25 protein-coding genes and 2 rRNA genes are annotated in these 26,687 nt (G+C 72.2%); 16 read left to right on the forward strand and 11 right to left on the reverse strand.

From position 1 onward, the window contains the following. Both FZ103_RS14840 and rrf read left to right on the forward strand, forming a co-directional pair. Positions 1 to 532: ribosomal RNA gene (locus FZ103_RS14840) — 23S ribosomal RNA — on the forward strand; the annotation flags it as partial. A 124-nt stretch (positions 533 to 656) separates the two neighbouring features. After that, positions 657 to 774: ribosomal RNA gene (gene rrf / locus FZ103_RS14845) — 5S ribosomal RNA — on the forward strand. A 99-nt stretch (positions 775 to 873) separates the two neighbouring features. Here rrf and FZ103_RS14850 read toward each other — a convergent pair. Next, positions 874 to 1,260 (reverse strand): MerR family transcriptional regulator, encoded by a 387-nt coding sequence (locus tag FZ103_RS14850; RefSeq protein WP_156001895.1) that lies wholly within the window; start codon positions 1,258 to 1,260, stop codon positions 874 to 876. 155 nt (positions 1,261 to 1,415) lie between these two features. On the opposite strand from FZ103_RS14850, the gene FZ103_RS14855 reads away from it, so the two are divergent. From FZ103_RS14855 to FZ103_RS14865, 3 genes are all read left to right on the forward strand, one after another. Then, positions 1,416 to 2,243, forward strand: a complete 828-nt coding sequence (locus FZ103_RS14855; RefSeq protein ID WP_156001862.1) for a methyltransferase domain-containing protein — start codon at positions 1,416 to 1,418, stop codon at positions 2,241 to 2,243. 143 nt (positions 2,244 to 2,386) lie between these two features. Beyond that, positions 2,387 to 2,884 (forward strand): DUF2243 domain-containing protein, encoded by a 498-nt coding sequence (locus tag FZ103_RS14860; protein WP_156001863.1) that lies wholly within the window; start codon positions 2,387 to 2,389, stop codon positions 2,882 to 2,884. A 16-nt stretch (positions 2,885 to 2,900) separates the two neighbouring features. Next, positions 2,901 to 3,716 carry a cytochrome c oxidase assembly protein gene (locus FZ103_RS14865; protein WP_186356338.1) on the forward strand — a complete coding sequence of 272 codons (816 nt, stop codon included), beginning with the start codon at positions 2,901 to 2,903 and terminating at the stop codon, positions 3,714 to 3,716. Positions 3,717 to 3,727: 11 nt separating this feature from the next. Here the strand turns inward: FZ103_RS14865 and FZ103_RS14870 are convergent, their stop codons facing one another. After that, entirely contained in the window at positions 3,728 to 4,216 is a 489-nt protein-coding gene (locus tag FZ103_RS14870) for a MarR family winged helix-turn-helix transcriptional regulator (protein WP_156001865.1), read from the reverse strand. A gap of 63 nt (positions 4,217 to 4,279) precedes the next feature. Between FZ103_RS14870 and FZ103_RS14875 the strand changes: the two genes are divergently transcribed. Then, positions 4,280 to 4,660 carry a nuclear transport factor 2 family protein gene (locus FZ103_RS14875; protein WP_186356339.1) on the forward strand — a complete coding sequence of 127 codons (381 nt, stop codon included), beginning with the start codon at positions 4,280 to 4,282 and terminating at the stop codon, positions 4,658 to 4,660. A 71-nt stretch (positions 4,661 to 4,731) separates the two neighbouring features. Here FZ103_RS14875 and serB read toward each other — a convergent pair whose 3' ends face one another. The 4 genes from serB to FZ103_RS14895 form a co-directional block, all read right to left on the reverse strand. Further along, entirely contained in the window at positions 4,732 to 5,964 is a 1,233-nt protein-coding gene (gene serB, locus FZ103_RS14880) for a phosphoserine phosphatase SerB (RefSeq protein WP_156001867.1), read from the reverse strand. Positions 5,965 to 6,076: 112 nt separating this feature from the next. Next, a complete protein-coding gene (locus FZ103_RS14885; RefSeq protein WP_156001869.1) occupies positions 6,077 to 6,709 on the reverse strand; it encodes a DUF1707 domain-containing protein in 633 nt (210 codons plus the stop codon). Between the two features lie 60 nt (positions 6,710 to 6,769). Next, positions 6,770 to 7,393, reverse strand: coding sequence for a DUF1707 domain-containing protein (locus tag FZ103_RS14890; protein ID WP_156001871.1), 624 nt, complete (start codon positions 7,391 to 7,393; stop codon positions 6,770 to 6,772). Positions 7,394 to 7,487: 94 nt separating this feature from the next. Then, positions 7,488 to 8,258, reverse strand: a complete 771-nt coding sequence (locus FZ103_RS14895; protein WP_156001873.1) for a hypothetical protein — start codon at positions 8,256 to 8,258, stop codon at positions 7,488 to 7,490. A gap of 185 nt (positions 8,259 to 8,443) precedes the next feature. Here FZ103_RS14895 and FZ103_RS14900 point away from each other — a divergent pair, with 185 nt between their 5' ends. Together FZ103_RS14900 and FZ103_RS14905 are read left to right on the forward strand one after the other, a co-directional pair. After that, positions 8,444 to 9,229: an ABC transporter ATP-binding protein gene (locus FZ103_RS14900; protein ID WP_156001875.1), complete on the forward strand. Its 786-nt coding sequence runs from the start codon at positions 8,444 to 8,446 to the stop codon at positions 9,227 to 9,229. 332 nt (positions 9,230 to 9,561) lie between these two features. Beyond that, complete coding sequence (locus tag FZ103_RS14905; protein WP_156001877.1) at positions 9,562 to 10,539, forward strand: SPFH domain-containing protein; 978 nt, start codon at positions 9,562 to 9,564, stop codon at positions 10,537 to 10,539. Between the two features lie 383 nt (positions 10,540 to 10,922). On the opposite strand, the gene FZ103_RS25890 is transcribed toward FZ103_RS14905, so the two are convergent. Beyond that, a complete protein-coding gene (locus FZ103_RS25890) occupies positions 10,923 to 11,273 on the reverse strand; it encodes a WhiB family transcriptional regulator (protein WP_156001879.1) in 351 nt (116 codons plus the stop codon). 541 nt (positions 11,274 to 11,814) lie between these two features. Here FZ103_RS25890 and FZ103_RS14915 point away from each other — a divergent pair. Then, on the forward strand, positions 11,815 to 12,573 hold the full coding sequence (locus tag FZ103_RS14915) for a sulfite exporter TauE/SafE family protein (RefSeq protein ID WP_156001881.1): 759 nt from the start codon (positions 11,815 to 11,817) through the stop codon (positions 12,571 to 12,573). A gap of 69 nt (positions 12,574 to 12,642) precedes the next feature. On the opposite strand, the gene FZ103_RS14920 is transcribed toward FZ103_RS14915, so the two are convergent. Then, positions 12,643 to 13,269 (reverse strand): HD domain-containing protein, encoded by a 627-nt coding sequence (locus FZ103_RS14920; protein ID WP_186356340.1) that lies wholly within the window; start codon positions 13,267 to 13,269, stop codon positions 12,643 to 12,645. Positions 13,270 to 13,405: 136 nt separating this feature from the next. On the opposite strand from FZ103_RS14920, the gene FZ103_RS14925 reads away from it, so the two are divergent. Then, positions 13,406 to 14,773: an FAD-dependent oxidoreductase gene (locus FZ103_RS14925; protein WP_343233541.1), complete on the forward strand. Its 1,368-nt coding sequence runs from the start codon at positions 13,406 to 13,408 to the stop codon at positions 14,771 to 14,773. A 54-nt stretch (positions 14,774 to 14,827) separates the two neighbouring features. Here the strand turns inward: FZ103_RS14925 and FZ103_RS14930 are convergent, their stop codons facing one another. Together FZ103_RS14930 and FZ103_RS14935 are read right to left on the reverse strand one after the other, a co-directional pair. Continuing rightward, positions 14,828 to 15,718, reverse strand: coding sequence for a prolyl oligopeptidase family serine peptidase (locus FZ103_RS14930; RefSeq protein WP_186356341.1), 891 nt, complete (start codon positions 15,716 to 15,718; stop codon positions 14,828 to 14,830). A gap of 90 nt (positions 15,719 to 15,808) precedes the next feature. Further along, positions 15,809 to 16,375: a TetR/AcrR family transcriptional regulator gene (locus FZ103_RS14935; RefSeq protein WP_156001903.1), complete on the reverse strand. Its 567-nt coding sequence runs from the start codon at positions 16,373 to 16,375 to the stop codon at positions 15,809 to 15,811. 379 nt (positions 16,376 to 16,754) lie between these two features. Between FZ103_RS14935 and add the strand changes: the two genes are divergently transcribed. Continuing rightward, complete coding sequence (add, locus tag FZ103_RS14940; RefSeq protein WP_156001885.1) at positions 16,755 to 17,792, forward strand: adenosine deaminase; 1,038 nt, start codon at positions 16,755 to 16,757, stop codon at positions 17,790 to 17,792. 35 nt (positions 17,793 to 17,827) lie between these two features. Here add and FZ103_RS14945 read toward each other — a convergent pair whose 3' ends face one another. Continuing rightward, positions 17,828 to 19,003, reverse strand: coding sequence for a CapA family protein (locus FZ103_RS14945; protein ID WP_186356342.1), 1,176 nt, complete (start codon positions 19,001 to 19,003; stop codon positions 17,828 to 17,830). A gap of 309 nt (positions 19,004 to 19,312) precedes the next feature. On the opposite strand from FZ103_RS14945, the gene FZ103_RS14950 reads away from it, so the two are divergent. From FZ103_RS14950 to FZ103_RS14970, 5 genes are all read left to right on the forward strand, one after another. Then, positions 19,313 to 19,774, forward strand: coding sequence for a Fur family transcriptional regulator (locus FZ103_RS14950; protein ID WP_156001887.1), 462 nt, complete (start codon positions 19,313 to 19,315; stop codon positions 19,772 to 19,774). Positions 19,775 to 19,866: 92 nt separating this feature from the next. Then, positions 19,867 to 21,315, forward strand: coding sequence for a catalase (locus FZ103_RS14955; RefSeq protein ID WP_186356343.1), 1,449 nt, complete (start codon positions 19,867 to 19,869; stop codon positions 21,313 to 21,315). Positions 21,316 to 22,118: 803 nt separating this feature from the next. Beyond that, positions 22,119 to 23,216 (forward strand): chaplin, encoded by a 1,098-nt coding sequence (locus tag FZ103_RS14960; RefSeq protein WP_156001891.1) that lies wholly within the window; start codon positions 22,119 to 22,121, stop codon positions 23,214 to 23,216. A gap of 186 nt (positions 23,217 to 23,402) precedes the next feature. Continuing rightward, positions 23,403 to 24,272: an SURF1 family protein gene (locus FZ103_RS14965; RefSeq protein ID WP_343233542.1), complete on the forward strand. Its 870-nt coding sequence runs from the start codon at positions 23,403 to 23,405 to the stop codon at positions 24,270 to 24,272. 45 nt (positions 24,273 to 24,317) lie between these two features. Continuing rightward, positions 24,318 to 25,169, forward strand: a complete 852-nt coding sequence (locus FZ103_RS14970) for a class I SAM-dependent methyltransferase (RefSeq protein WP_156001893.1) — start codon at positions 24,318 to 24,320, stop codon at positions 25,167 to 25,169. The last annotated feature ends 1,518 nt before the right edge of the window (positions 25,170 to 26,687 follow it).

Raw genomic sequence — 26,687 nt, forward strand, 5'->3', positions numbered from 1 at the left:
AGGTGCGAAAGCAGGGACTAGTGATCCGGCGCCGGCGTGTGGAAGCGGCGTCGCTCAACGGCTAAAAGGTACCCCGGGGATAACAGGCTGATCTTCCCCAAGAGTCCGTATCGACGGGATGGTTTGGCACCTCGATGTCGGCTCGTCGCATCCTGGGGCTGGAGTTGGTCCCAAGGGTTGGGCTGTTCGCCCATTAAAGCGGCACGCGAGCTGGGTTTAGAACGTCGTGAGACAGTTCGGTCCCTATCCGCTGCGCGCGTTGGAGACTTGTGGAGGGCTGTCCCTAGTACGAGAGGACCGGGACGGACGAACCGCTGGTGTGCCAGTTGTTCCGCCAGGGGCATGGCTGGTTGGCTACGTTCGGGAGAGATAACCGCTGAAAGCATCTAAGTGGGAAGCTTGCTTCGAGATGAGGTCTCCTGCCCTGTGGTGGGGGTAAGGCTGCCAGGTGATGACTGGGTTGATAGGCCGGGTGTGGAAGCCTTGTGAGGGGTGGAGCTGACCGGTACTAATAGGCCGAGGGCTTGTCCGCCACGGATGCTGGGTGTTCGCGCACACGTGTCGACCGGTTGCCCGGGTTTTTCCTGGGTGGCTGGTTGTGTCCACAGGTTTTTCCGCCTGCGGGGCCTTTCGGGGTTTGGTGGGCGGTGTGAGTTTGCGGTGGTGATAGCGGGAGGGTGACACCCGGTCCCATTCCGAACCCGGTCGTTAAGTCTCTTTGCGCCGATGGTACTGCCTCCATGGTGGGGGTGGGAGAGTAGGTTGCCGCCGCAATTTTCTTTGTGGGGGTGGGTCCGTTTCGGCGGGCCCGCCCCCTTTTTTATGCCCGAAAACGGCCGACCGCGGTACGCCCCCGCGCCCGTCCGCCATCCTTCACACCGCCGGCGGTATACGCTCCGCCATCAACTTCTGAAAGTGCGGACAGGTGACGATGTCGTCGGCCGTACACTCCAGCGCGCACTCCAATAGGTGCTTCGCCGCCTGTGCCTGGGCGATGCTCGCCTCCAGCTCCGCGATCCTGTCCCGCATCAGGGCCGTACGCGAGGACCGGTCCGGTGCGTTCAGCAGAGCGCGGATCTGATCGAGTCCCAGGCCCGCCTCCTTGCAGCGCAGGATGGTCGCGACCCGCGTCAGGTCGTCCTCGGTGTAGCGCCGCTGCCCGTTCGGCGTGCGCAGCGGAGCGAGGACGGCCATGCTCTCCCAATGACGCAACACATGGGTGGCCAGACCGAACCGCTCGGCCAGTTCCCCGATGGTCATGCCGGCCTCCGCCGTTCCGGCCACAGCGCCTCCCGAGCCTTTCGACGCGTACGGACTTGACTTCATGTCGACATTAACTCCGAGGCTTGCGTTGCGAACAACCCATCTGCGCCCGGCACCTTCCGAGCGCCGTGCGCCGAGGAGACGGAGTCGACATGACCACCGAGAACACGAGCACCGCCGGCCCCGTTACCGGGCCACCGGAAGCGGCCGAAGCGGCGGAGGCGCCCGGCCCCGGCGTCCCCGACCTCTTGGCCGTGCTGGACGCGGTCGACAACTTGCCCGAGTCCGTCGAGATGCGGCGCCGCACCTACGGCCTCCTCGGGCTCGGCGCGGGCATGTCCGTCGTGGACGTCGGCTGCGGAGCAGGCAGAGCGGCCGGAGAGATGGCATCCCTCGTCGCCGAGCGCGGCTCGGTCCTGGGGGTGGACCTGAACGAGGACATGGTCGCCGCGGCGCGAGCCCGGTGGCCCGAAGCCGACTTCCGCGTCGGCGACGCGAGGGCGCTTCCGCTGGAGGGCTCATCTCTGGACGCCTACCGTGCGGAGAAGGTCCTCCACGATCTCCCCGACCCGGCGGCGGCGCTCGCAGAGGCGTACCGCGTCCTCGCTCCGGGCGGCCGTATCGTGCTGCTCGGTCAGGACTGGGACGGCTGGGTCGTCGACTCCGCGAACCGGGACCTGACGCTGCGCATCCTGCGTTCTTGGTCCGACACGATCCCCTCCCCCGACAGCGCACGCGGCTTTCGGCGGCTGCTGCGGGAAGCCGGATTCGCCGACGTGGCGAGCGAGGCCCGCTGCGTCCAGTTCACCGATCGGGCCTTCATGCCGGCCGTCGTCGGCGCCGCCGGAGCGGCCGAGGCGTCGGGGGCCGCAGACCCGGACGACGTCCGGATGTGGCTGACCGAGCAGCAGGAGCGGATGGATTCGGGCGGTTTCCTCGCCCTGGCGCCGTTCGTCGTCGCGTCGGCGCGCAAGCCCTGATCGACGCTTCCCCCTCGCCGCGGCCCGCCCGGTCCGGGTGCTCCCCGCGGCTTCGGTTTCCCCGGCACGGCTCGGGTAGCGGGTGCGGGCGAGGGGGACACCGGAGTCCTCGGCGCAGCAGCGAGTACGGACAGGTGCACACCATGGCGCGCACGCGAGTCCCGACCGGGGAGCGAAGGGCCGGGCACGGGCGGAACCTGACCGCCGGTGTCCTGTTGGGACTGGGCACCGTGGCCTTCATCGACGAGGCCGTGTTCCACCAGCTCCTGCACTGGCACCATTTCTACGATCGGGCCTCCACCGAGGTCGGGCTCGTCTCCGACGGCCTGTTCCACGCCTTCAGCTGGTTCGCCACCGTCGCCGCGCTGTTCATGGCGGCCGGGCTCCACCGGGAGCGGGCTCTGTGGCCGGCGGCGTTCGCGGCGGGCTGGCTCACGGGCGCGGGGTTCTTCCAGCTCTACGACGGGATCGTGCAGCACAAGCTGTTGCGGCTGCACCAGATCCGCTACGACGTCGAGATCCTCCCCTACGACGTGGTCTGGAACGTCATCGCGGCCGTGCTGCTGGTGGCCGGAATCGCCCTGTGGGCGGCGACCCGGCGCAGGGCTGCGCGCACGTCGGACGCCTCCGCCGCGACGTGAGGGAGTAGCCGCCGCCGTGGACGCCGCCCCGCAGGCCGCCACCGCGGGCGTCCTCGCCCTGAGCACGGGCGAGTGGGCGCTTGTCGTCGCCCTGCTCGCCGCGGTCTGCGCTTACGCGGCCGCCGCTGTGCATCTGCGCCGAGGAGGCACCGCAGCGCCCTGGCCCCGGCGCCGAACGGCGCTGTGGACGTGCGGATGGCTGTGCGCCGGCGCGGCGCTCGCCGGCCCGCTCGCCGACCGCGCCCACCACGACTTCGCCTGGCACATGGCCGGTCACGTGCTGCTGGGCATGCTCGCGCCCCTGCTGCTCGTCCTCGCCGCACCGGTCACCCTGATGCTGCGCACCCTGCCGGTGCGCTGGGCGCGCCCCCTCGGCCGGGTCCTGGCGTCGGCGCCGATGGGCGTGCTGACCCATCCGGTCACGGCCGCCGTCCTCGACATCGGCGGCCTGTGGGTGCTCTACCGCACCGGCCTGTATGCGGCCATGCAGGCCGATGCGCTGCTGCACGCCGCGGTCCACGCGCACGTCCTGGCGGCCGGGTACCTGTTCGCCTTCGCGGTTCTCGGCGGTCCCGACCCGGCCCCGCACCGCTGCGCGCCGGCCCTGCGGGCCGCGGTCCTCGTCGCCGCCCTGGCCGGCCACAACGTCCTCGCCAAGACCCTCTACACCGCGCCGCCCGAAGGCGTGAGCAGCGCACAGGCCCACACGGGAAGCCAGCTCATGTACTACGCCGGCGCCCCGGTGGAGATCGCGTTGATAGCCCTGCTGTGCGCGTCGTGGCCCGCGCTCGGGGCCGGCCGTACCCCGCTCGTGCGCGCCGCGGGGAGGTGAGCGGGGCGAACCTACCGCCTCTCGGCCGCGTGCTGGGCGCGGACGAGCAGCCGCATCAGGCGGTGCAGCTCGCGCACGTCCCGGTCGGGCCAGTCGGCGGTGAGGTCGGCGAAAACCGACTCCTGCCAGGCGTGGGCGGTCCGCAGCAGCTCACGGCCCTCCTCTGTGACCACCAGGACGCGGCGGCGGGCGTCCGCGGGCGAGTCCTCCTTGCGTAGGAAGCCGCGGTCGGCGGCCTGGGCGATCAGGCGGCTGGCGCCCGACTGGTCGATGCCGAGTTCGTCGGCGACCTCGTTGACGCTCGCCCCGTGTGCTCCCTGGCGATCCCGTACCGCCTCCGTCACCCAGACGTCGCGCGCGTTGTCCCGGTCGACGCCGAGCCCGCTGGGACTGAGCCATCTGCGCGACCAGTGCCGGACGAAGCGGAAGAGTGTCGGCCCGGGCCCGTCGCCCTCCGGCGAGGGCGCCCCGTCGTTCAGCGAACCGACTGGGATGTTCATGCTTCGATCTTATATGCGTTTCGCATAGAATTTGTATGCGAAACGCATGGGAAAGGAGTCAGCGTGAGCGATGACCGGGCAGCCGTCCGCGCGTGGCACCGCGCGGTGAACGATCGCGACCTCGACGCGGCAGGGCGAATCGCCGCTCCCGGCATCAGAGTGGGCGGCCCCAAGGGCCGAGCCGAGGGAGTCGACGTCTTCCTCGACTGGATCGCACACGCGGGGATCCGCCTGGAGCCGGTCGCCTGGCACCCTGTGGGGCCCGGCAGGGTCGTCGTGGAACAGGACGCGCGGTGGCCCGATCGCCCCGATGCCGACACCGGCGGTCAGCCGGTGCGCACGGCGACGCTGTTCACGGTCGACGGGGGCCGCGTCGTGGAGGCGCTGCGCTTCGACGACGGGGTGGGCGCTGCTCTGCGGGCCGCGTGGGAGGGCGGCGGCTGAATGGCGCCGCAGCCCCGGCCCGCAGCGCCCATGCCGTACCCGGGCGGCGCGGGCATCGGGGACCGGAGGCGTCAGGCGGCCGGGTCGTCGAGGTCGCCGTTGCGGTCGGCGGCCTCCACCTCCTCGCGGGTGACTCCGAGCAGGTAGACGATGGTGTCGAGGTAGGGGACGCTGACCGAGGTGTCGGCCTGCTCGCGCACCACCGGCTTGGCGTTGAACGCAACGCCCAGTCCGGCCGTCTGCAGCATGTCGAGGTCGTTGGCGCCGTCGCCGATGGCCACGGTCTGGCTCAGCGGGACACCGGCCTCGCCGGCGAAGCGGCGCAGCGCCTCGGCCTTGCCCTTGCGGTCGACGATGGGCCCCACCAGTTCTCCGGTGAGCTTGCCGTCGACGATCTCCAGGGTGTTGGCCATCGAGTAGTCGAGGTCCAACCGCTCCACCAGGGCGTCGGTGACCTGCGAGAAGCCCCCGCTGACGATCGCGCACTCATAGCCCAGCCGCTTGAGGGTGCGCACCAGCGTGCGCGCGCCCGGGGCCAGGACCAGCTGGTCGCGCACCGCGTCCACCGCCGAGGCGTCCAGGCCCTTGAGCAGGGCGACGCGGCGGCGCAGCGAGTCCTCGAAGTCCAGTTCGCCGCGCATGGCCTCCTCGGTCACGCGGGCGACCTCCTCGGCGCACCCGGCGTGCTCGGCGAGGAGCTCGATCACTTCGCCCTGGATCAGCGTGGAGTCGACGTCCATCACGATCAGGTGCTTGGCGCGGCGGTGCAGGCCGCTGGGCTGCAGCGCGACGTCGATCGTCTGGGTGGCGGCCTCCATGGACAGATCGCCGCGCAGGCGCTCAGGGTCGGCGCCGGAGATGTCCAGCTCTATGGAGGTGACGGGGTAGCTGGCGAGCCGCTCGATGCGTTCGATGTTGGCTCCGGCGCGGGCGACGCAGGAGGCGATCGCACCGAGGGCGCCGGGGCGCAGCGGGTCGGCCAGGACGGTGACGTGCAGCTGCTCGGCGGAGGCCGCGCCCACGCGTCCGTTGCCGGTGGAGAACTCGACGTCCATGTCGAGGTCGATGCAGGCCTTGTCGACGGAGCTGCGGATCTCGGTGAAGACGCGGTCGTGGCTGACACCGGGGGCGACCCCGTCGTCGACGGCGACGAGCGCGCTCAGGACGAGGCGCCCGCCCACGACGACCTGTTCGAGGTCGACGAGGATCACGGGATACACGGACAGGGTGCTGAGCAACCGCGCGCTGACGCCCGGGCGGTCGCGGCCGGTCACCGTTACCAGGAGCGTGGTGTGATCATTCATGGCGCTCACCACGGTACTCGGCCGACTTTTCGGGCGGATGGGCAGGGCCGCGCCTGGGCGGCGGGGGTTCACCGCGTTGTCATCACCGCGTCGGCAAGCCGGTGACCAGGCGTTACCTGCGCTTCTTGCGGCTGCGCTTGGGCCGCTTCGCCTTCACCTCGATGCCCCCCAGCATGCAGGTACCCGTAAGCCGGATAACGGGAAGATTCGGATCGGTCACCGCGTCCATGCCGTGCACACTCGTCCCGCCGAGAATCCCCGATGTGTTGTTCACCACACGGACCCCGTGGGGCACGATGATCTCCACACCGCCGCACACGACGGCGCACTGGATGGTGACCTCGCGCTGCGACAGCACCGCGTCGCGCAGGTCCAGCTCCACCCCGCCGCAGAGCACCGAGACGTTGGTGCGCGGTTCGACCAGCCAGCGCCCCTTGCGCTCGGCGCCCCCGAACACCGCGACGATGTTCTCCCGGCCGGTGCTCGCGGCCGCCATCCGCCGCGCCTCCTCGGTGGCCACGGACATCCGGTCCTCGCCCGACTCGCCGCTGCGGTGACTCTCGCTCGGCGCGGGCAGATCGTGAGTGATCTCCGCGAGCTCGCCGACGGTCTTCGCGCGGTAGAGCGCGTCGATCCGCTCCTCGTGCTCGGCCTGGGTCAGCCGCCCTTCGGCGACCGCCTCGCGCAGCCGTTGGGAGACCCGGTCGCGGTCGGCGTCGGAGGCGCGGATGTGTTCGGGTTCCATGGCGGGTGGCCGTCCTTCGCTTGAGTTCTTTCGGTGCTGCCGCGAAACCGGCGCGGCCGCTCAGCGGCAGCCGTGCTTGCGCTTGGCGGTCTTGGCCTGCTTGGTCTCGACCGAGACCGCGGAGAGCCAGGATGCCCCCGCGATCACCACGGTAGGCGCCGCGGGGTCGACGTCCGTGCCGGTGTCGAGGGTCGTGCTGCCCAGGATCTCGGCGACGCGGCTGACGACCCGCACTCCCGGGGGCACGATGAGCTGGAGCGAACCGAGCAGGAGCGCGACCTGGACGGTGACCTCGCGCTGGGAGAGCACCGCCGAGCGCATGTCCAGCACCGCACTGCCCAGCACCACCGAGACGTTGGTGCGCGGTTCGACCAGCCAGCGCCCCGTGCGCTCGGCCGCGGCCAGCACCGCCCGGATGTTCTCGGTGCCGTCGGGCGAAGGCGCCAGGTCGGTGCGATCGGCGTGCGGACGGGCCGGCGCCCCGGGCAGATCGGCCGTCAGCGGGGCGAGCTCGCCCAGAGTCCGCGCGGCGTAGGCGGCGTCGATGCGCTCGCTGTGTTCGTCGTGGCTGAGCCGCCCCTCGCTCAGCGCCGCGGCGAGCAGTTCGGCCACCCGGTCGCGGTCGGCGTCGGAGGCCCGCAGGGTGTCGTGGGCCGCGGGGGCTGCGGATACCGTCTCGTTCATACTCCGAGTATCGGCTCCGGCCGCCGCATCGGGGATCCGGTGGCGTCCCTGGCTTTCCCCTGAGGCGCGGGGGCGCAGATCCCGGGGTCGGGCCTCAGTCGGCCGCCGCGCCGTAGGCGGCGACGCGCGCCCGGCGCACCGCGCTGTCGAGGACGCGCAGCGCTTCGCGGCGCGACTGCATCTGCGCGGAGCTGAGGCCGCGGCCCTCGTCATCGCCCGCCAGCCGCACCACGACCGCGAGCCGGTCGGCCTGGGCCGCGAGCCGGTGCGCTCGCTGCGGATGCCCGGGCGCCAGACCGGGGGTGGGCGCGCGGTCGGCGTCGCGCAGGTCGGCCAGGGCCCGTGTGACCTCCGGGCCCCATGCGGAGATGTCGTCGACCTGCCCGAACAGCGCCGCCGACTCGCGGATCGCCGTCTGCAGCCGGTGCTCGGCCTCGGCCAGCGGCACCGGCTCGGGATCGGCGTCGGCGGCCCGATAGGGGGTCCAGGACACCCCCACGTAGGAGGACCCGCGGCGGTCCTCCTGCGGCACCAGGCCGAGCTGCCCTTGATCCAGCCGCAGCAGCACCGCCTCGCGCGCGTCGACGGCGGCCTTGTTCAGCTCCGCGTCGCCGACCAGCCCCAGTGGGTCGCCGGGAACGGGCAGGCACAGCCGGAAGGCGGCCAGCCCGTGGGAGCGCAGCCGCGCCATGGCCGAGCGCAGCGGCGCGCCCGCCTCGAAGGGCAGCTCGTCGGCGACCGCGCCGATGACGTGCGGGCCGGTGCCCTGTTCGACCGCGCTGACGGCGTCGTCGAGCCCGGCCCGGCCGGCCAGCCAGGCATTGCCCCACGCGACGAGCTGGGCGGATGAGAGTTCTCGCAGCATCGTTCTTCACCCTAGATCCGTGAGCGGCCGATGAGCGACGTCCAGTAGGTTCGCATCGGTGAGCTTCCGCCGCCGCGCGGGGCCGCGGATGCGCCGGGCCCGCCAGGGGGGCCGGTGCGCAGGGCGGACGCACGGCGGCGGGTGGGCGGCCCGGTCCCGATCCCGGTACGACGACGGAGAGTGCGATGAACGGCCAGGTGCTGCGCATGAGCGGCGTGACGGTGCGCCGCGGCGAGGCGGAACTGCTGCGCGAGGTGGATTGGACCGTCGAGGAGGACGAGCGCTGGGCGGTGCTCGGTCCCAACGGTGCGGGCAAGACGACGCTGCTCAGCGTGGCCGCCGCCCAGCTGGCGCCGGACTCCGGGACCGTCGGCGTCCTCGGCGAGCCGCCGGCCGGGGCCGGCGCCACCGAGCTGCGCAGCATGGTGGGCTTCGCCGGTTCGGCGGTGGCCAACCGCATCCCCGACTCGATGGCCGTGCTCGACCTGGTCATCAGCGCCGCCTACGGCTACCTGGGCCGCTTCGGCGAGGAGTACGGAACGGTCGACTACGGGCGCGGGCGGGCGCTGTTGGCGCGCTGGGGTGTGGGCCGTCTGGCCGATCGGCGCTTCGGCACCCTTTCGGAGGGCGAGCGCAAGCGGGTGCTGATCGCCCGCGCACTGATGGCCGACCCCGAGCTGCTGCTGCTCGACGAGCCCGCGGCCGGACTGGACCTGGGCGGGCGCGAGGACCTGCTGGGCCGGCTGGGCGTGCTGGCCGACGACCTCGACGCCCCCGCCCTGGTGATCGTGTCGCACCACGTCGAGGAGATCCCGCCCGGGTTCACCCACGTGCTGATGATGCGCGACGGGGCGGTGACGGCCGCGGGCCCCATGGAGTACGCCATGACCGGAGAGAACCTGAGCGAGACGTTCGGGCTGCCGCTGAAGGTGGAGCACGACGGGCAGCGGTGGAGCGCCCGGGCGGTGTGAGCCGTGTGCGCCCTTCCCGGCGGCCGCGCGGGGTGGGGGCGTCCCGGTCGCCCGGCCGGCGGGGGCGGGACTTAATTCGGGCATCCGGGCGGCCGTAATGGGCGGCCGTGTCCGCATCCGGCCAGGTGGCGGCGGTTTGGTGTGAGGTCAGCGGACTTCTGCGGGGACGGGCGGGTGCATGCGGCTTATGATCGCCGCGTGTGCCGGTGGTTGCGCCGCCGGTGGCACCCGTCGCCGCGCGCCTGCCGCGGTGCTCCGGCGACCGTGGACCGACCGCCTGCCCCCGACCCCCCGATCTGTGACCCCCCGACAGGAGAGCCGGAGCCGCCCTGATGGGAACCATCGTCATCATCCTGCTGATCTTCGTCGCCATTCTGGCCGTGATCGGCTGGCGCAGCGTCCGCATCGTGCCGCAGGCCATGGCCGACGTGGTGGAGCGGTTCGGCGGCTACCACCGCACCCTCAGCTCCGGATTCAACATCGTGGTCCCCTTCGTCGACCATGTGCGCGAGCGCATCGACCTGCGCGTGCAGGTGGTCAGCTTCCCGCCGCAGGCCGCCATCACCCAGGACAACCTGTCGGTCAACGTCGACACCGCGGTCTACGTCCGCGTCACCGACCCCTACAACGCCACCTACAAGGTCGCCAGCTTCATCCAGGCGGTCGAGCAGCTGGCGTCGGCGACCCTGCGCAACGTCGTCGGGGGGATGGACCTGGAGCAGACCCTGACCTCCCGCGACCAGATCAACCGCGAACTGCGTGCCGTGCTGGACGAGGCCACGGCCGAATGGGGCATCGAGGTCAGCCGGGTGGAGCTGAAGGCCATCGAGCCGCCCGAGTCCGTCCAGGAGGCGATGGAGAAGCAGATGCGCGCCGACCGCGACAAGCGCGCGGAGATCCTGGCCGCCGAGGGCCAGAAGCAGTCGGCGATCCTGCGGGCCGAGGGCGAGCAGTCGGCCGCGGTGCTCAGCGCCCAGGGTGCCGCCGACGCCGAGAAGGTCCGCGCCAAGGCCCAGGCCGAGGCGATGACGGTGCGGGCGCGCGGCGAGGCGGACGCGATCACCATGGTGGCCAAGGCGCTGAAGTCCGGCGACGTCAGCCAGGAGGTGCTGGCCTACCAGTACCTGCAGAAGCTGCCGGAGATCGCGCGCGGCGACGCCAACAAGGTGTGGATCGTGCCCAGTGAGATGGGCCGGGCGCTGGAGGGGATCGGCGGAATCTTCGACCGGGTCCGCGAGGTCGCGGGCGAGGCCCAGGGCGATTCCGCCGCACCGGACGCCAACGGGACGGGGCCCACGCGGCGGGTGTAGGCCGTGTTTAAGAACAGCGGGGGCGCTGGCTTTTCCAGGAACCCGCCGGGCACCCCCTGGGGCGGCCACCATCGGGGCTGCGGCAATGGGTGCGCCTCGCGAAGCCCGACCACAGCTTGCCGCCGAGCGCACGCAGTCCTTCCCAGGTGGAGTCGCACCACCGGTGGCGGGACTCCAGCGCAAAAGTGCGCCGTGCGCTCGGCGGCAAGCCGGCTCTGAATATGGCGCGCGGGTCGGCTCCCCCGCGCGCGGAGCGCGGAGGAGCCGCAGCGCCGCCGCCCGGACCGGCACGGCGCCGGCGGGTCGGCGGCCGGGCACGCGGGGATGCCGCGGGCCGGATCAGCGCGGGGGCCGAAGCACCTGCCCCGCCCCCGCGCCCGCGATCACCGCTCGGCGGCGGCCTTCGCGGCGGTGAGCGGGGCGTCCTGGAGCCAGCCTTCCCCTGCAGTCTCCGGGTTGTCCCGCTCGTAGCGTGCCCGTGCCGACGTCAGCAGATCCCACCACGAGGCGACATCCGGACGCCGCCGCAGCAGTGCCCTGCGCTCGCGTTCGGTCATCCCTCCCCAGACCCCGAACTCGATGCGTCCGTCCAGCGCCTCGGCCAGGCACTCGGTGCGCACCGGGCAGCCGCGGCAGATCAGCTTGGCGCGGTTCTGCGCCGCTCCTTGAACGAACAGCGCATCGGGGTCGACCTCGCGACACAGTGCACGGGTCGTCATCTCTGCGGTCCACATGTTGCCCCACTCCCAAGATCAGCATGTGTCGTATGGCGCCGGCGGGCGCGGTCGCCGGCGGGACTCGGTGGGGCGGACACCGGCCGGGAACGAGATCCCGCTCGCTGGTCCGGACAGGGGGTCGGCTCTTCGCGGCGGGCCGGGGTTTCGGCGCGCTGTGTCCTACCTCACCGCTCAGGTCGAAACTACGGACCGGCGGAGACGACCGACAGGCCCCATTGGGCCCATTTCTGATATAGCCCGAGTGGGCCATAGCCACCGGGGCGAAAAAGCGCAACACGAGGCGTGTATACGAGGTGACCTCGGGTGATGTCCCGAGGTCGCGGGGGTTCACTCGGAGGTGCGGTCCGCGACGCGGCGGGCGCCGAATGTGACGCAGGGCGCGTCGCGATCCCGCCCGCGGGTGCGACCGCAGCCCGTAGACTGTATGCAGCGACGTTGAGTTCGGCCAGGTCAGCGGCCGTTTCCGGCGATCTGCGAAGCGTGCGGGGCCACTGCCCCACGCTGCCGCCGGGGTCGCGTCCTCGTTTGAAAGGTGTTCATGAGTCCGTGGGAGGCGCTCGCCATTCTGCTGGCGGGCATCGGAGCCGGCGGGATCAACGCGGTGGTGGGATCCGGGACCCTGCTGACGTTCCCGGTGCTGCTCGCGTTCGGCTACCCGCCGGTGACCGCCTCGATCTCCAACAGCATCGGGCTGGCGCCGGGCACGATCACCGGCACGTTCGGCTACCGGCGGGAGCTGCGCGGCCAGGGCCGCCGCGTGCTGCGCCTGGCCGCGATGTCCTGCCTGGGCGCCCTGACCGGCGGCGTGCTGCTGCTCAACCTGCCCGCGGAGGTCTTCGAGCGGGTCGTTCCGGTGCTGATCGGTCTGGCCTGCGTGCTCATCATCCTCCAGCCCCGCCTCGCGCGCCGGCTGCGCGAGCGCCGCAGCGCGCGGGCCGGCCGCGGCCCGCTGCTGCCGCTGGGCGTCTACGCGGCGGGCACCTACGGCGGCTACTTCGCCGCCGCGCAGGGCATCGTGCTGATCAGCGTGCTGGGCACCGCGCTCGACGAGGACATGCAGCGCATCAACGCGCTGAAGAACGCGCTCGCCGCGACCGTCAACGCCACGGCCGCGGTCTTCTACATCACCTTCGGCTCGCCGTCGTGGGCGGCGGCGGGGCTGATCGCGGGCGGGTCGATCATCGGCGGCTACGCCGGCGCGTGGCTGGGCCGCCGGCTCAAGCCCTTCGCGCTGCGCGGGCTGATCGTGGCGGTGGGCCTCACCGCCGCCGTGCAGCTGGTGCTTGAGCAGTTCTGAGGGCTGCGCGGGTGGGAGACCCGCGGCACATCGCCCGGCCCGCCCGCCCCGGGGGCGCCGGCGGGATTCTCAGCCGGCCGCCAGGTACCCCCGGCGCTCGGCGTCCTCGATCAACGCCACGGCGTAGGACCCCAGCGCCTCCGAACCCTCGGCGATGATCTTCACCTTCTCCGCCACCTGCGAGCGGGTCACGCCGTGGCGCACCCACGTGCCGCCTTCGGTGTGCCAGTTGGCCAGCATCGGCGCCAGGCGGTCGATGGCCTTGGCGAACCGCGCCTCGGCGGTCTCGCGGGCCTCGAACTCCTCCCACAGGGCGCGCGTGTGCCGCGCCTGGTCCTCGGGAAGCAGGGCGAAGATGCGGTCGGCCGCGGCGCGTTCGCGCTCGGCCTGCGAACCGGCTTCGTGCGTGTCGTAGATGAACGTGTCGCCGGCGTCGATCTCGACGATGTCGTGCAGCACCAGCATCTCCACCACCCGGTCGATGTCGGTGCCCTGCGGGGCGTATTCGGCGAACACGCGGGCGGCCAGGGCCAGGTGCCAGGAGTGCTCGGCGTCGTTCTCGCGGCGCGAGCCGTCGACGAGCATGTTGCGCCGCAGGATGCGCTTGAGCTTGTCGGTTTCCAGGATGAACCGGAGCTGGGACGTGAGCCGTTCGTGATCGACGCCGCTGGCAAACACCGGTGCCGGTTCCGTCACGTAAGTCGCCCTCCTAGCAACAATGGATCGTCACGATGAAACCAGGGAATCTCCCGGCCGCCACGGGGATGATCCCATGCAACGGCGGCCGGCTGACGCCGGAGCATCCGACAGAGGAGACGGCATGGAGCGGCGAGTGAACGCACGGCCACGGCTTATCGTCATCGGCGGCGACGCGGCGGGAATGAGCGCCGCATCGCAGGCCCGGCGGCTGCGCGACTCCGCGGAGCTGGAGATCCTCGCCCTGGAGCGCGGACCCCACACATCGTACTCGGCATGCGGCATCCCCTATCTGGTCGGAAAAACCGTATCGAGTCCCGAGGCTCTGATATCGCGCGACCCCGCAACTTTCCGCAGGGATTTCGAAATCGATGTGCGCACCGGAACCGAAGTCGAGGGCATCGACCTGGACCGGCGCACGGTCACCGCACGCCCCGCCGGCGGGAGAGCCGTCGAGGAGTCCTTCGACCAGTTGATGATCGCCACCGGGGCGGTCCCGGTGCGCCCCGGCCTGCCCGGCATGGACGCCCCCGGCGTGTTCGGTGTGCAGACGCTCTCCGACGGCATCGCCGTGCGCGAGTTCGTCGACTCCCGGCGGCCCCGCACCGCGGTCGTGGTCGGCGGCGGCTACATCGGACTGGAGATGGCCGAGGCGTTCGTGCAGCGCGGCATGGAGGTGCGCCTGATCGAGGCGGCCACCGAGCCCATGACGACCCTCGACCCCGACATGGGGCGGCTGGTGCGCGACGCGCTGACCGGGATGGGCGTGCGGGTGCACCTGAGCGAACCGGTGACCGGGGTCGAGACCGCTCCCGGCGGTGGCGCGGTGCGCGCCGTCGCCACCGAGGAGGCGAGCTATCCGGCCGACATCGTCGTCCTGGGCCTGGGCGTGCGGCCCGGCAGCGACCTGGCGCGCGCCGCCGGCATCGAGATCGGCCCCACCGGCGGAATCGCGGTCGACGCCCGGATGCGGACCTCGGCCGAGGGGGTGTGGGCCGCCGGCGACTGCGTGCAGAGCCTGCACCGGGTCTCACATGCGCCGGTGTCCATCGCCCTGGGCACCCACGCCAACAAGCAGGGGCGCGTGGCCGGTACCAACATCGGCGGCGGCTACGCGCGCTTCGGCGGCGTGCTGGGCACCGCCATCAGCAAGGTGTGCGATCTGGAGGTGGCCCGGACCGGCCTGAACGAGGCCGAGGCCCGACGCGCCGGGTTCGAGTTCGAGACGGCCACCCTGGAATCCACCACGCGGGCGGGCTACTTCCCCGGCGCCGCGGCGATGACGCTGAAGATGCTGGCCGAGCGCCGCTCCCGCAGGCTGCTCGGCGCGCAGATCGTCGGCTGGGAGAACGCGGGCAAGCGCATCGACGTCCTGGCCACCGCGCTGTGGAACAGCATGTCGGTGGAGGACGTCGCGGCGATGGACCTGGGCTATGCGCCGCCGTTCTCGCCGGTGTGGGACCCCGTCCTCATCACCGCGCGCAAGCTGGCCGAGCAGATGTGACGCGCGCCGCGCGGGTCGGCGCGCCGCGGGCGCCCGGCGCGGCGGAGGGCCGGCTCAGCTCAGCCGCACCGTCTCCTCCGCCGACGCCCTCGCGGCGGCGGTCAGGTGGGTGTGAAACCACTCGGCCAGGGCGCGGTCGGCCAGCACGTTGCCCGGCGCCGGCGGCCCCGGCTGCAGGCCCGGCTCGGGGCCCATGGCGTGGGCCAGGTCGGGCACCTCGATGTGGCGCAGCGCCTCGGCGGGGTACTGCGCCGCCAGCGCGTCGCGCAGCTCGCGGCCGCGCTCGGGCTCGATCACGTCGTCCTGCTGGCCGCTGACGATCAGCAGCGGCGGCTGGGGCCGGCGGGCGGCGATGTCGCCGGCGCGGGCGGTGAAGTCCAGCCAGGAGGCGACCTCGCGCGAGGTGTCGGTCCAGGAGTAGGGAATGCCCAGGCGCCGCTCGCGGGCGGAGAGCACGGCCCGCGGTTCGATGACGGGGTTGACGATCCCGGCGGCGGCGATGGGCATGCGGCTCTCGGCCAGGGCGAGCAGGGCCGCCGCGCCGCCCGCGCCCACGCCCATCAGGCCGACGGAGGAGTCGGCGACGGGGAAGTGCTCGCGCAGCTCGCCCACCGCCCGCGGCAGTTCGGCGGCCGCCTGCTCGACGACGGGGCCGAAGAGCTCGATCAGGTAGTCCGCCTGCCCGCGCCGGTTGACCTCGGCGACCCCGCCCTCGGGCAGGCGCGCGCCGAACATCGGCAGGCCCAGGTAGAAGCGCCACGCGGGCAGGGACGCCAGCGGCAGTGTTCCGGCCAGGGCGGCCTCGCTGCGCGGCGGCTCGAAGGCGTGCAGCGCGATGATCATGGGGGCCTGGTGGTCGGTGGCGACCGCGGGCGGCACCGCGACATAGGGGATTCCGGCCGCCGTTCCGGTGGTCGGCTGGGTGGGGGTGCTGTCGGCTCGCACTGAAGGCTCCTCCCGTATTCGGATGCCCAAAGCCGTCGTGGCGATCTGGACCGACCTCATTCGTGCTGACAGTGCATGGTGCAGCCTAGTTCAGCCGAAGTGATGGCCGAGGTAGTTCCGCAGCAGGATCTTGGTCTCCTCGATGAGCCGGGGGTCGCCGTCGGCGTCGCTGCGAAACGCCAGCTTGAGTACCGCGTCGGCCGCCTCGACGGCCACGGTCACCGCCCGGTCGAGGTCCTCGCTCTCGCCCGCCCCGCCGACCGAGGTCAGCAGCTGGCGGAGCCGCGTGGCGATCACGCGGTTGTTCTCGTTCTGGGAGTCCAGCAGCCGGGTGTCGACCACGTCGCCGAAGTGCAGGCTGCGGAACCCGGGGACGCTGCGGTGCATCTCCAGGTACTCGTCGATGATGGCATCGGCGGCCTGGGTCCAGTGCCCGTGGCCGCCCGCGGCGAGGCGCTCGCGCACCCGGGCGGTGAACAGGTCGAGGTAGCGCAGCCCGAGCGCCTGGGTGATGGCCCGCTTGTCGGGGAAGAACTGGTAGACCGACCCGATGGCCACGCCCGCCCGCTCGGCGATGCGGGTGGTGGAGAGGTCGCTGTAGCCGGCTTCGTCGAGCAGTTCGGCGCAGGCGTCGAGCATGCGCTGCACCCGGACCATGCTGCGGTGCTGGGCCGGGAGTCTGCGCAGCGGGGCGCGGGCCAGGGACGAGCCGACGGTGTCGAGATCGCGGCGGGAGCCGTCGTCGGCCGCGCCGGTGCCGCCGGCCGGTCGGGCCGGCTCGGGCGGTGCACAGGTCGCGCCGTGTGTGGAAGTGGTCATCACGCCCCCTCAGACTTTGGTCCGCGTTCGGACGGTTCCCATTGAAAGCCGACATCGGGGCCGTGATCGGCCGTCTGACCGCATACGGCCACCCTGTTACCGGCACGGACCCGCACGCCCGCCCGAGGCGGGTGAGGGGGAGGCGAGATGCCGGATCGGCGCCGGAAGCGGCCCCTCCGGCTTTGATCGGAGCCGGTGGCTGAGTAGCGTCTTCGGAATGGATCTCCCCACACTCGCCTTCGACATCGAGGCGTTCATCCGAGAACTTCCCAAAGTCGAACTGCATGTGCACCTGGAAGGCTCGATGCAGCCGGCCACGCTGCTGGAGCTGGCACGCAAGCACGGGGTCGCCGGCGTCCCCGCATCGCTGGAGGAGGTCCGCGACTGGTACGTCTTCCGCGACTTCCCCCACTTCATCGAGGTCTACCTGGCCTCGGTGCACACGCTCGTCGACGAGGAGGACTTCGCCCTGCTGGCCGCCGACGTCGCCGCACGGCTGGCCGCGCAGAACGTGCGCTACGCCGAAGTGCACGTCAGCCTCTACGCGCACCTGATGCGCGGCGTGCCCGCCCGCGCCGTCTTCGCCGGGATCGAGCAGGCGCGCGCCGACGCCGAGCGCCGGCACGGGATCAGGCTGCGCTGGATCCCCGACTTCCCCGGCGACTACGGCGTGCACACCGGTGAGCAGACCCTGGATGCGGTGCTGGCGGAGGGGCCCGACAGCGTCGTGGGGTTCGGCGTGGGCGGGGTGGAGGTCCCCCTCGGGCCCATGGCCGAGCTGTTCGCCCGCGCCCGCGGCGCGGGACTGCACAGCCTGCCGCACGCCGGCGAGCACGGCGGCCCGGAGCGGATCCGCGAGGCGCTGGACCTGCTGGGTGCCGAGCGCATCGGCCACGGCATCGACAGCATGCGCGATCCCGAGCTGATCGCGCGGCTGCGGGAGGAAGGGGTTCCGCTGGACGTCTCCCCCACGTCCAACCTGCGCACGGGCGCCGTCGCCGAGATCTGGGACCACCCGTTGCCGCGGATGGTGGAGGCCGGGCTGACGGTGACGCTGAACAGCGACGACCCGCCGATGTTCGGCACCGACCTGACCAACGAGTACCGCACGGCCGCCCAGCTGGGACTGGGCGCGCCGAGCCTGGCCGCGCTGGCGCGCAACGGCGTGGCGGCCTCCTACCTGGAGGAGCCGGCCAAGCAGGTGCTGATCGAGGAGATCGACACCGTGCTGGCCGGCCACACCCCCAACATGTAGTGCGCAGCGGGCGGGCCGGTGCCCGCCGGCCGCGGTCAACCGGCCTCGACCGCCTCCTCGCCGTCCTGGCCCGAGGGCGCGGGGGTGAGGCCGACGGCGCACTCGGTGCGGTAGGACTCCCAGGTGGCGTGGGCCTCCTCGGCGGCCGCGCCCTCGTACAGCACGGGCACGCCGCCCTGGATCCGCCCCGGCTGCCACTCGTCCTCGACGACCTCGCCGTTCTGGAAGGTGAGGGAGAGCACGCCCGTCTCGGCGGTGGGGCCGCTGTAGTTGTAGAAGGCGAAGTTGCCCAGCCCGTAGTGTACGTAGGAGTCGCCCAGGTAGCCGCCGGGCGAGAGCACGTGGGCGTGCCCGCCGACCACGGCGTCGGCGCCGGCGTCGACGAGGGCCTGGGCCAGTCCGGGCGCGTGCGGCTTGGGGCAGTGGTCGCCCTCCAGGCCCCAGTGCAGGTAGGTGATGACGGTGTCGGCCTGCTCGGCCGCGGCCGAGACGGCCTCGACCAGTCGGCTCTGCATCTCGAACTTGGCGGAGGCGAGGCCGGGCTTGCCCGGGCCGGCGGTCCAGGCGGAGATGAGGTGGTCGTCGAGGACGTCGGCGGCGCCGATGACCGCCACCTTGCCGCCTTCGGTGTCGAAGATGTGCGGCGCGTAGGCCTCCTCGGCGTTCTCTCCGGCGCCCACGATCGGGAAGCCGGCCTCCTCGGCGCCGGCCAGGGTGTCCATCAGGCCGTCGGTGCCGAAGTCCATGCCGTGGTTGTTGGCGACCGAGGCGACGTCGACGCCCGCCGAGTCCAGCGCGGTGAAGGCCGTCTGGGGGGCGCGGAAGACGAACTGCTTGCCGGGGGCGCGCGTGCCGCCGTCGGTGACGGCCGTCTCCAGGTTCACCACGGCGATGTCGGCCGCCGAGAGGGTCTGGGAGATCGGGCCCAGCGCGGTGCTGGGATCGGCGTCCAGGCGCTGGCGCAGCTCGCCCTCGAAGTGCACGTCGCCGCCGATGGCGACGGTGATGGGCGCGCTCTTCTCGGGCTCCTGGGAGGGCGAGGCGCTGGGGGACGGCTTGGTGTCTCCGGCGGCCTGGTCGTCGGGGTTCCCGGTCTCGGAGCCGCCTCCCGAGGAGCAGGCGGCCAGCAGGGCCAGGGCGGCCATCGCGGCGCCGGCGCGCACGGAGGCCAGGACGCCGGGAACGGGGGCGGAGAAGTCGTCGTGGGGCATTGGAAGCTCCAGGTAGGAGACAGCAGCAGTGTGCGGGGGTGTGGGGGTGCCGTCACGGAGCGGGCGCGACCGCGGGGCCGATTCCCTCGTCTACGGAGAACGGAGCCAAGGCACGAGGATACGGGGCCGCGGCACCGCGGCCGTAAACGCCGCACGTGTTCCTCGGTTACTCGGCGTGTCTTTGCTGCGCCCGTTCGTGTCACCGGTTTGTGTGGGTTGCGGAAGTTCCCTGTTCAGGGGTGAGATGCGCAGTTATCTTGAGTTGTTCGTTTTCTTGAACCGTTCCAGTCTGTGCCGTAGAGTGACGGCATGGACAACGTCGCCGACGATCTCCGCTCGGCCGGACTCCGGGTCACCGCGGCACGGGTGGCCATCCTCGAACAGGTCCGGTCCGGCAATCACCTCGACGCCGATCGCATCGCGCGCGGCGTGCGGGGCTCGCTCGGTCACGTCTCGACCCAGGCCGTCTACGACGCGCTGCACGCGCTGACCAAGGCCGGCCTGCTCCGGCGGATCGAGCCCGCGGGGTCCCCCGCGCGCTTCGAGTCCCGGGTCGGGGACAACCACCACCACCTGGTCTGCCGCGTGTGCGGCGAGGTCGCCGATATCGACTGCGTGGTCGGCGAGGCTCCCTGCGTGGAGCCGTCGAGCACCCGCGGCTACGCGATCGACGAGGCCGAGGTGGTGTTCTGGGGCGTGTGTCCGCAATGCCAGGTACAGGGCGCGGGAGCCGATGACGGCCCGCCTGCGCGGACCAAGAGCGGGGACTGACCCCCGTATTCGCCGGTCGGTGCCGCCGCGGAGAGCACCGCAGAGTCCGCCCCTGTGCCGGTCCGCGAGGATCACTACGAAAGGTGCGAGCAGTGAGCGTTCCCTACAGCACGGACGACGCCGGCCACCCGGCGCCCAGTGACGGCTTGTCGCAGTCGGTCGGCCCCAACGGGCCCCTGCTGCTGCAGGACCACTTCCTGATCCAGAAGATGGCCCACTTCAACCGCGAGCGCGTGCCCGAGCGCGTCGTGCACGCCAAGGGCGGCGGCGCCTTCGGCGAGCTGGAGATCACCGAGGACGTCAGCCAGTACACCAAGGCCGACCTCTTCCAGAAGGGCAAGAAGACCCCGCTGCTGCTGCGCTTCTCGACCGTGGCCGGCGAGCTGGGCAGCGCCGACACCGCTCGCGACCCGCGCGGGTTCGCCCTGAAGTTCTACACCGAGCAGGGCAACTACGACATCGTCGGCAACAACACGCCGATCTTCTTCATCCGCGACCCCTCGAAGTTCTCCGACTTCATCCACTCCCAGAAGCGCCGCGCCGACAACCAGCTGCGCGACAACAACATGCAGTGGGACTTCTGGACGCTGAACCCCGAGTCGGCCCACCAGGTCTCGTTCCTGATGACCGACCGCGGCACGCCCAAGACCTGGCGCCACATGCACGGGTTCGGCAGCCACACGTTCCTCTGGTACAACGCCAACGGCGAGAAGTTCTGGGTCAAGTACCACTTCAAGACCGACCAGGGGGTCGAGAACCTCACGGCCGACGAGGCCAAGGCCATGGAGGCCGAGGACCCGGACGCCCACCGCCGCGACCTGTGGCAGGCCATCGAGCGGGGCGAGTTCCCGTCCTGGACCGTCAAGGTGCAGATCATGCCCTTCGACGACGCGGTGGACTACCGGTTCAACCCGTTCGACCTCACCAAGGTGTGGCCGCACGGCGACTACCCCGAGATCACCATCGGGAAGTTCACGCTGAACCGGAACCCCTCGAACTACTTCGCCGAGATCGAGCAGGCGGCGTTCGAGCCGTCCAACCTGGTGCCCGGCATCGGCGGCAGCCCGGACAAGATGCTCCAGGGCCGGCTGTTCTCCTACCCGGACACCCACCGCTACCGCATCGGCCCCAACTACCTGCAGCTGCCGGTCAACCAGCCCAAGGTCGCCACCCGCAGCTACAACTTCGACGGGCCGATGGCCTACCAGAACAACACCGACCCGGTGTACGCGCCCAACACGGCGGGCGGGCCGGTCTCGGCCAACGAGCTCTACGAGGGCGAGGGCTACCACGTCTCCGGCGAGATCCAGCGCTCGGCCTATGAGCTGCACAAGGAGGACGACGACTTCGGTCAGGCCCGCACCCTCTGGGAGAAGGTGCTCACCGAGCCCGAGCGCGCCAACATGGTCTCCAACATCGTCGGGCACGCCTCGGCTCCCGAGGTCACCGGCGACATGAAGAAGCGCGTGGTCGAGTACTGGACCAACGTCCACCCCGACCTCGGCGCCGGCGTGGCCAAGGGCCTGGGCGTGGAGGCCTGAGCCCCCGTCCCCGGCTCCGACCGCGGTGCTGAGCGCCGCGGGGGCCGGTGAGCGCACCGAACCCGCGGCGCATTCCGGCCCCGGGCGCGATCCGCGCGGTACCGCAGGTGCCGCCGGGTCCGCGCCCGGGGCTTCGTGCTGTGCGAGCCGGTCGGCGGGAGCGCCGCTGTTGGGCGCCCGGTCTGGGAGTTCCGTGATCGTTCAGGCGGAACGTCGGTGGAGCGTGAGTTGCTGCATTCGGAGCGATTGGCGGGTTTGCCGGTTTACCGGATGCGGAAGCCGATGCGTCCGGATAACCGCGATGGCGCGGTTGAGATGCGATTGTCCGTGCGTTTCATGGTGGGATGCCATGGATGACGGAGTTGTCGCAATCGAGGAAGATCAGGGGATTCGGGGGGTTTGCCCCAAGTCGAAGTGACGTTGCATACCGTTGCAAACCGCTCGCCGGGCCGCCTGCCGGGATGATCGTCGGTGACGTGAACAGCGGTTTCTTCGCTCAGTAGTCGTTCGGATGCCCTTTGTTTTCGGTTATTGCCCTTTTTCTGGGAAAAAGCCCTGGCAGTCGACCGTAAACTGCTAGCGTTGTCCCGCAACGGCGCACCGAACCCGACTCCCGGTCTGAGTGGAGCGGCGCCGTCCGGCGCCCTTCGGCGCGCGCGAATCGCCGCGCGCCGTTTTCGGTGGCGTCGGCCAACCCTGTTTTGTCCCCTTTCGGGTCGGCGGATCACTACCCCGCCTTAGGTGACGCCTCGCCCCCGAACGAACACGTTGCGTGTTCGCGTCGCGAAAGGTCATGCCTGAACATGCGCAAGCATCTCTACACGTCCCTGTCCGTCTCCCTGCTGGCCGCCGGCCTGGTCGGCGCGGCACCGGCGAGCGCCCTCGCCGGCCCCGAGACGGACGGCTCGGGCGGGATCGCCAGCGGCAACCAGATCAACGTGCCCGCTGACGTCAAGGCCGAGCTGTGCGGAAACGCGCTCGCGGTCCTCGGCATCTCCCAGGCCGACTGCACCCGCGTCTCCGAGGTGCTGTACTCGGCGAGCGAGGGCGGCGAGTCCCCGCAGACCGACGGCTCGGGCGGGATCGCCTCGGGCAACCAGATCAACATCCCCGTCGACGCCGCGCTGGACATCTGCGGCAACTCCGCCGCCGTCGGCGGGGTGTCCAAGGCCTCCTGCACCACTGTGGTCAAGAAGCTGGCCGACGAGTCCGAGGGCGGCGAGTCCCCGCAGACCGACGGCTCGGGCGGGATCGCCTCGGGCAACCAGATCAACATCCCGGTGGACATCGCCCTGGACGTGTGCGGCAACTCCATCGCGGTGCTGGGCGCGTCCAAGGCCGAGTGCAAGACGGTGATCAACGTCATCGAGAAGTCGTCGGAGAACGAGGGCGCCCCGCAGACGGACGGCTCCGGCGGAGTCGCCTCCGGCAACCAGGTGAACATCCCCGTCGACGCCGCGGCCGACATCTGCGGCAACGCGGTGGCGGTGCTGGGCATCGCCAAGGGCGAGTGCCTGGAGAAGATCTCCCACGAGGACGGCGGCGACAAGCCCGGCGACAAGCCCGACGACGGCGGCGACAAGCCGGGCGACGATGGCAAGGAGCCGCCCGAGGACGGCGGCGACAAGCCCGAGAACCCCGGTGACAAGCCCGGCGGCGACGAGTCGCCCGAGCCCTCCACCGAGCCCAGCTCCGACAGCACGCCCGACGCCAAGCCGGCGCCCGAGGGCGACGACACCGAGGCCTCCGGCGGCCTGCCGCTGACCGGCCCGGCCCTGGGCGCCCTGGTCGCCGCTGGCGTGGCCGCCATCGGCGGCGGAGGCGCCGCGATGGCCCTCAGCCGCCGCCGCAAGGCCGCCGCGGTCGCCGGTGACGAGAACGCGGTAGGCGAGCAGGACTGACGACCGAAGCCGGCCGCCGACGAGCAGCCGCGCCGGAGGCCCCCCGGGCCTTCGGCGCGGCTTCGTCGTGTGCTCCGAGGCCGCTCCGGCGCCGGATGTCGGCGCTGGGCGCATGAGGGCGTAACAGCAGGTCGGCAGCAGCGCCCCGATGAACGAGGGGCCCGTGGCTCCTATAGCCTCGAAAACGTGCTCCGTGTCCTGCTGTCCCCGCGCATGCTGGCGTTCCACGCGCTGGTGGCGCTCGTCGTGCCCTCGTTCATCTGGCTGGGGTTCTGGCAGCTGGACCGCTGGGAGGACAAGGCCGCGGCGGTCGCCCTGCAGGAGGCGAACATGGCCGCCGATCCCGTGCCGGCCGAGCGGCTGACCTCCCCCGGCGAGGACGTCGCCCCCGGCGACCGCTGGCGCCGGGTCACCGCGAGCGGGCACTACGACCCCGAGCACGAGCTGCTCGTACGCAACCGCGACGGATCGGGCGGTGTCGGCCTGCACGTGCTCACCCCACTGGTCACCGACGACGGGACCGCCCTGCTCGTCAACCGCGGCTGGATCGAGCAGCCGCCCACCGCCACGAGCCGGCCCGACGTCCCGTCGCCGCCCGACGGCCGCGTCACCGTCACCGGCCGGCTGCGGCTCAGCGAGACCGAGGAGAGCACCGGCATCCGCGTCCGCGGCGGCCTGCCCGAGGACCAGATCATGGTCGTCGACGTCGACCGGATCGCCGCGGACCTTCCCTACCCGGTGTACGGCGGCTACGCCGAGCTGACCGAGCAGCGCCCCGAGGGCGGGGACCGGCCCGAACCCGTCCCGCCGCCCGAGCTCGACACGGGCATGAACCTCTCCTACGCGGTGCAGTGGTGGGTCTTCACCGCGATCGCCGTCGGCGGGTGGATCTTCCTGCTCCGCCGCGAGGTCATCGACTCCCGCAACGGCGGCGGGGGCGCTCCTCCCGCAGCAGGGGAGCCTCCCCCGGAAGACGCCCCGGGGCCCTGCGGCGACGCCCCGTCCGAGGCCGCCCGATCCGCCGGCGAGCCCCGGCGCCGGGACGCTCGGATCTGAGACGCGGTTCGGGGATCCCCTCCCGCCGTCTGGCAGGATCGGTCCATGAGCGACGACGCGGGGGGAGCTCCCGTCCACCGTGTGGCCCGGCGGGCCGCCGGGCCCGAGGAGAGCGCGCGCGCCAGCAGAGTGTGGTGGGAGCGCGCGGCAGACGAGTACCAGGCCGAACACGGGGCCTTCCTGCGCGACGCCGGCTTCGTGTGGGGGCCCGAGGGCCTCGACGAGGCCGACGCGCAGTTGCTCGGACCGGTCGAGGAGCTGCGCGGCGCCCGGGTGCTGGAGGTGGGCTGCGGCGCCGCGCAGTGCTCGCGGTGGCTGCGCTCGCAGGGGGCGGAGCGCGTCGTGGGCATCGACGTCTCCGGCCGCCAGCTCCAGCATGCGCGCCGCATCGACGAGCACACCGGCGTGCGCGTGCCCACCGCACAGGCCGACGTGCAGCGCCTGCCGTTCGCGGCGGCGGCCTTCGACCTGGTCTGCTCCGCCTACGGCGGGCTGCCCTTCGTGCCCGCCGACGCGGCGCTGGCCGAGGCCGCACGAGTGCTGCGGCCGGGCGGGCGGCTGGTGTTCTCGGTGAGCCACCCGGTGCGTTGGTGCTTCCCGGACGATCCCGGACCGCGCGGCCTCACCGTCCAGGAGTCCTACTTCGACCGCCGCACCCACGTCGAGGAGGACGCCGCAGGCCGTGCCGTCTACGTCGAGCACCACCACACCCTCGGCGACTGGGTCCGCGCGATCACGGGAGCCGGTCTCGTCCTGCGCGACCTGGTCGAACCGGAGTGGCCCGAGGACAACGAGGAGGTCTGGGGCGGCTGGAGCCCGCTGCGCGGCCGCCTCCTCCCCGGCACCGCCGTCTTCGCCGCGGTGAAACCGGGAGGCGCGGGCGCCGCTGCGGGTTAGCCGGTTGGGCGCATGCCGTTCGGTTGGGCGCATGCCGTTCGGTTGGGTGTGCGACGAGGGCGGCGAGGGCGGCGAGGGCGGCGGGGGCGGCGGGGGGCTCAGCCCGCGGGGATCGGTTCGGGTGCTCGCCGGTTGAGCATGCAACGAGGGGCAGCGAGGACAGCGCGGGGTTCGGGTCGGCGATCATCGGTTGCTGCCCTCGGATGGCTGATCACCCGGCGGGGCGCGGAGGGCCGCGGAGGGCTCAGCCCGCGGGCTTCGGTTCGGGTGCTCGCCGGTTGGGCACCCGACGGGGGCCGCGAGGTCGGCGCGGGGTTGGGCCCGCGCGGAGCGGTTCGGGTGCTCGCCGGTTGGGCGTGCGACGGGGGCGGCGAGGGCGGCGGATGGCCGGGCTGGGCGGTCACCGGTGACTGGCGGCGGATGGCCGGGCTGGGCGGTCACCGGTGACTGGCGGCGGATGGCGGGTCGCCCGACGGGGGCGGCGAGGTCGGCGGTGGGCTTGGCCCGCGCGGAGCGGTTCGGGTGCCCGCCGGTGGCCCATGCGACGAGGCAGCGAGGTCGGCGGGTGGCTTCGCCCGTGCCCACCGGTCCGGGTGCCCGCCGGTTGGGCATGCGACGAGAGCGGCGATGGCCGACGGGGCCTGGGCTGGGCGGTGACCGGTTGCCGGCGGCGGACGGCGGGCCGCCCGACGGGGGCGGCGAGGGCGGTAGTGGGAGCCGCCTACGTCGTGTTCAAGGAGTCGGTCACCACAGGAGGTTGCGGCAATGGGGCTGTGATGCGCGAAGCGCTGTGCGCCAGCTTGCCGCCGAGCGCACGGTGCACTTTTGTGCCGGAGGTCCGCCACCGGTGGTACGGCTCCACCTGGGAAGAACCGCGTGCGCTCGGCGGCAAGCTGTGATCGCGCTTCGCGGGGCGCACCCATTGCCGCAGCCTCGGTGGTGGCCGCCGCGGGTGGTGCCCGGTGGGTTCCTGGAAGGCGGCGCCCCCGCCGTTCTGACACACGATCTGGGCGGGGGCGTTTCGGCATTTCGCCTCGCGTTGGGTCGACGATGCCCGCCGATGGTGCGCGGTGGGTGTGTGCGGCGCACCGGAGCGCCGGGTCTTCCGGGATGCGGAAGGATACCGGGGTGGTTTGCCCGGAATTCCCGGATGCGGCGGGGGTGGAGGCGGCCGGGGTGCCGCGAGGTGCGCGTTTGGATCGCTTCGGGTGCGGATCCCCGGTCCAAATGCCATGATCATCGCCGATCCGGGTCGTGCGGGCCGCCCTGGCGCCCCCGCATACCGGACATCGCGGGAGGAGTCGACGTCGCGGACGGCCCTCCGCGCGGCCGGAGGCCGCCCGGGTGGTCGCGGGGCGCGCCTCGTCGCCCCACCGCCGCCCCGAAGGTGCCGAATGTCGGGTTCCGTGACCGGTTCCCGCGTCGCCGGTGTCCGTGGGGCCGCGCTCGGTGCGACCGGGGCCAGAGCGCGTTGAATTAAACCGGGCATTCGGGGTTTCGGGTGGGGGTGCGCAGGCG

The organism is Streptomonospora sp. PA3 (assembly GCF_009728995.1).
Classification (GTDB): Bacteria; Actinomycetota; Actinomycetes; order Streptosporangiales; family Streptosporangiaceae; genus Streptomonospora.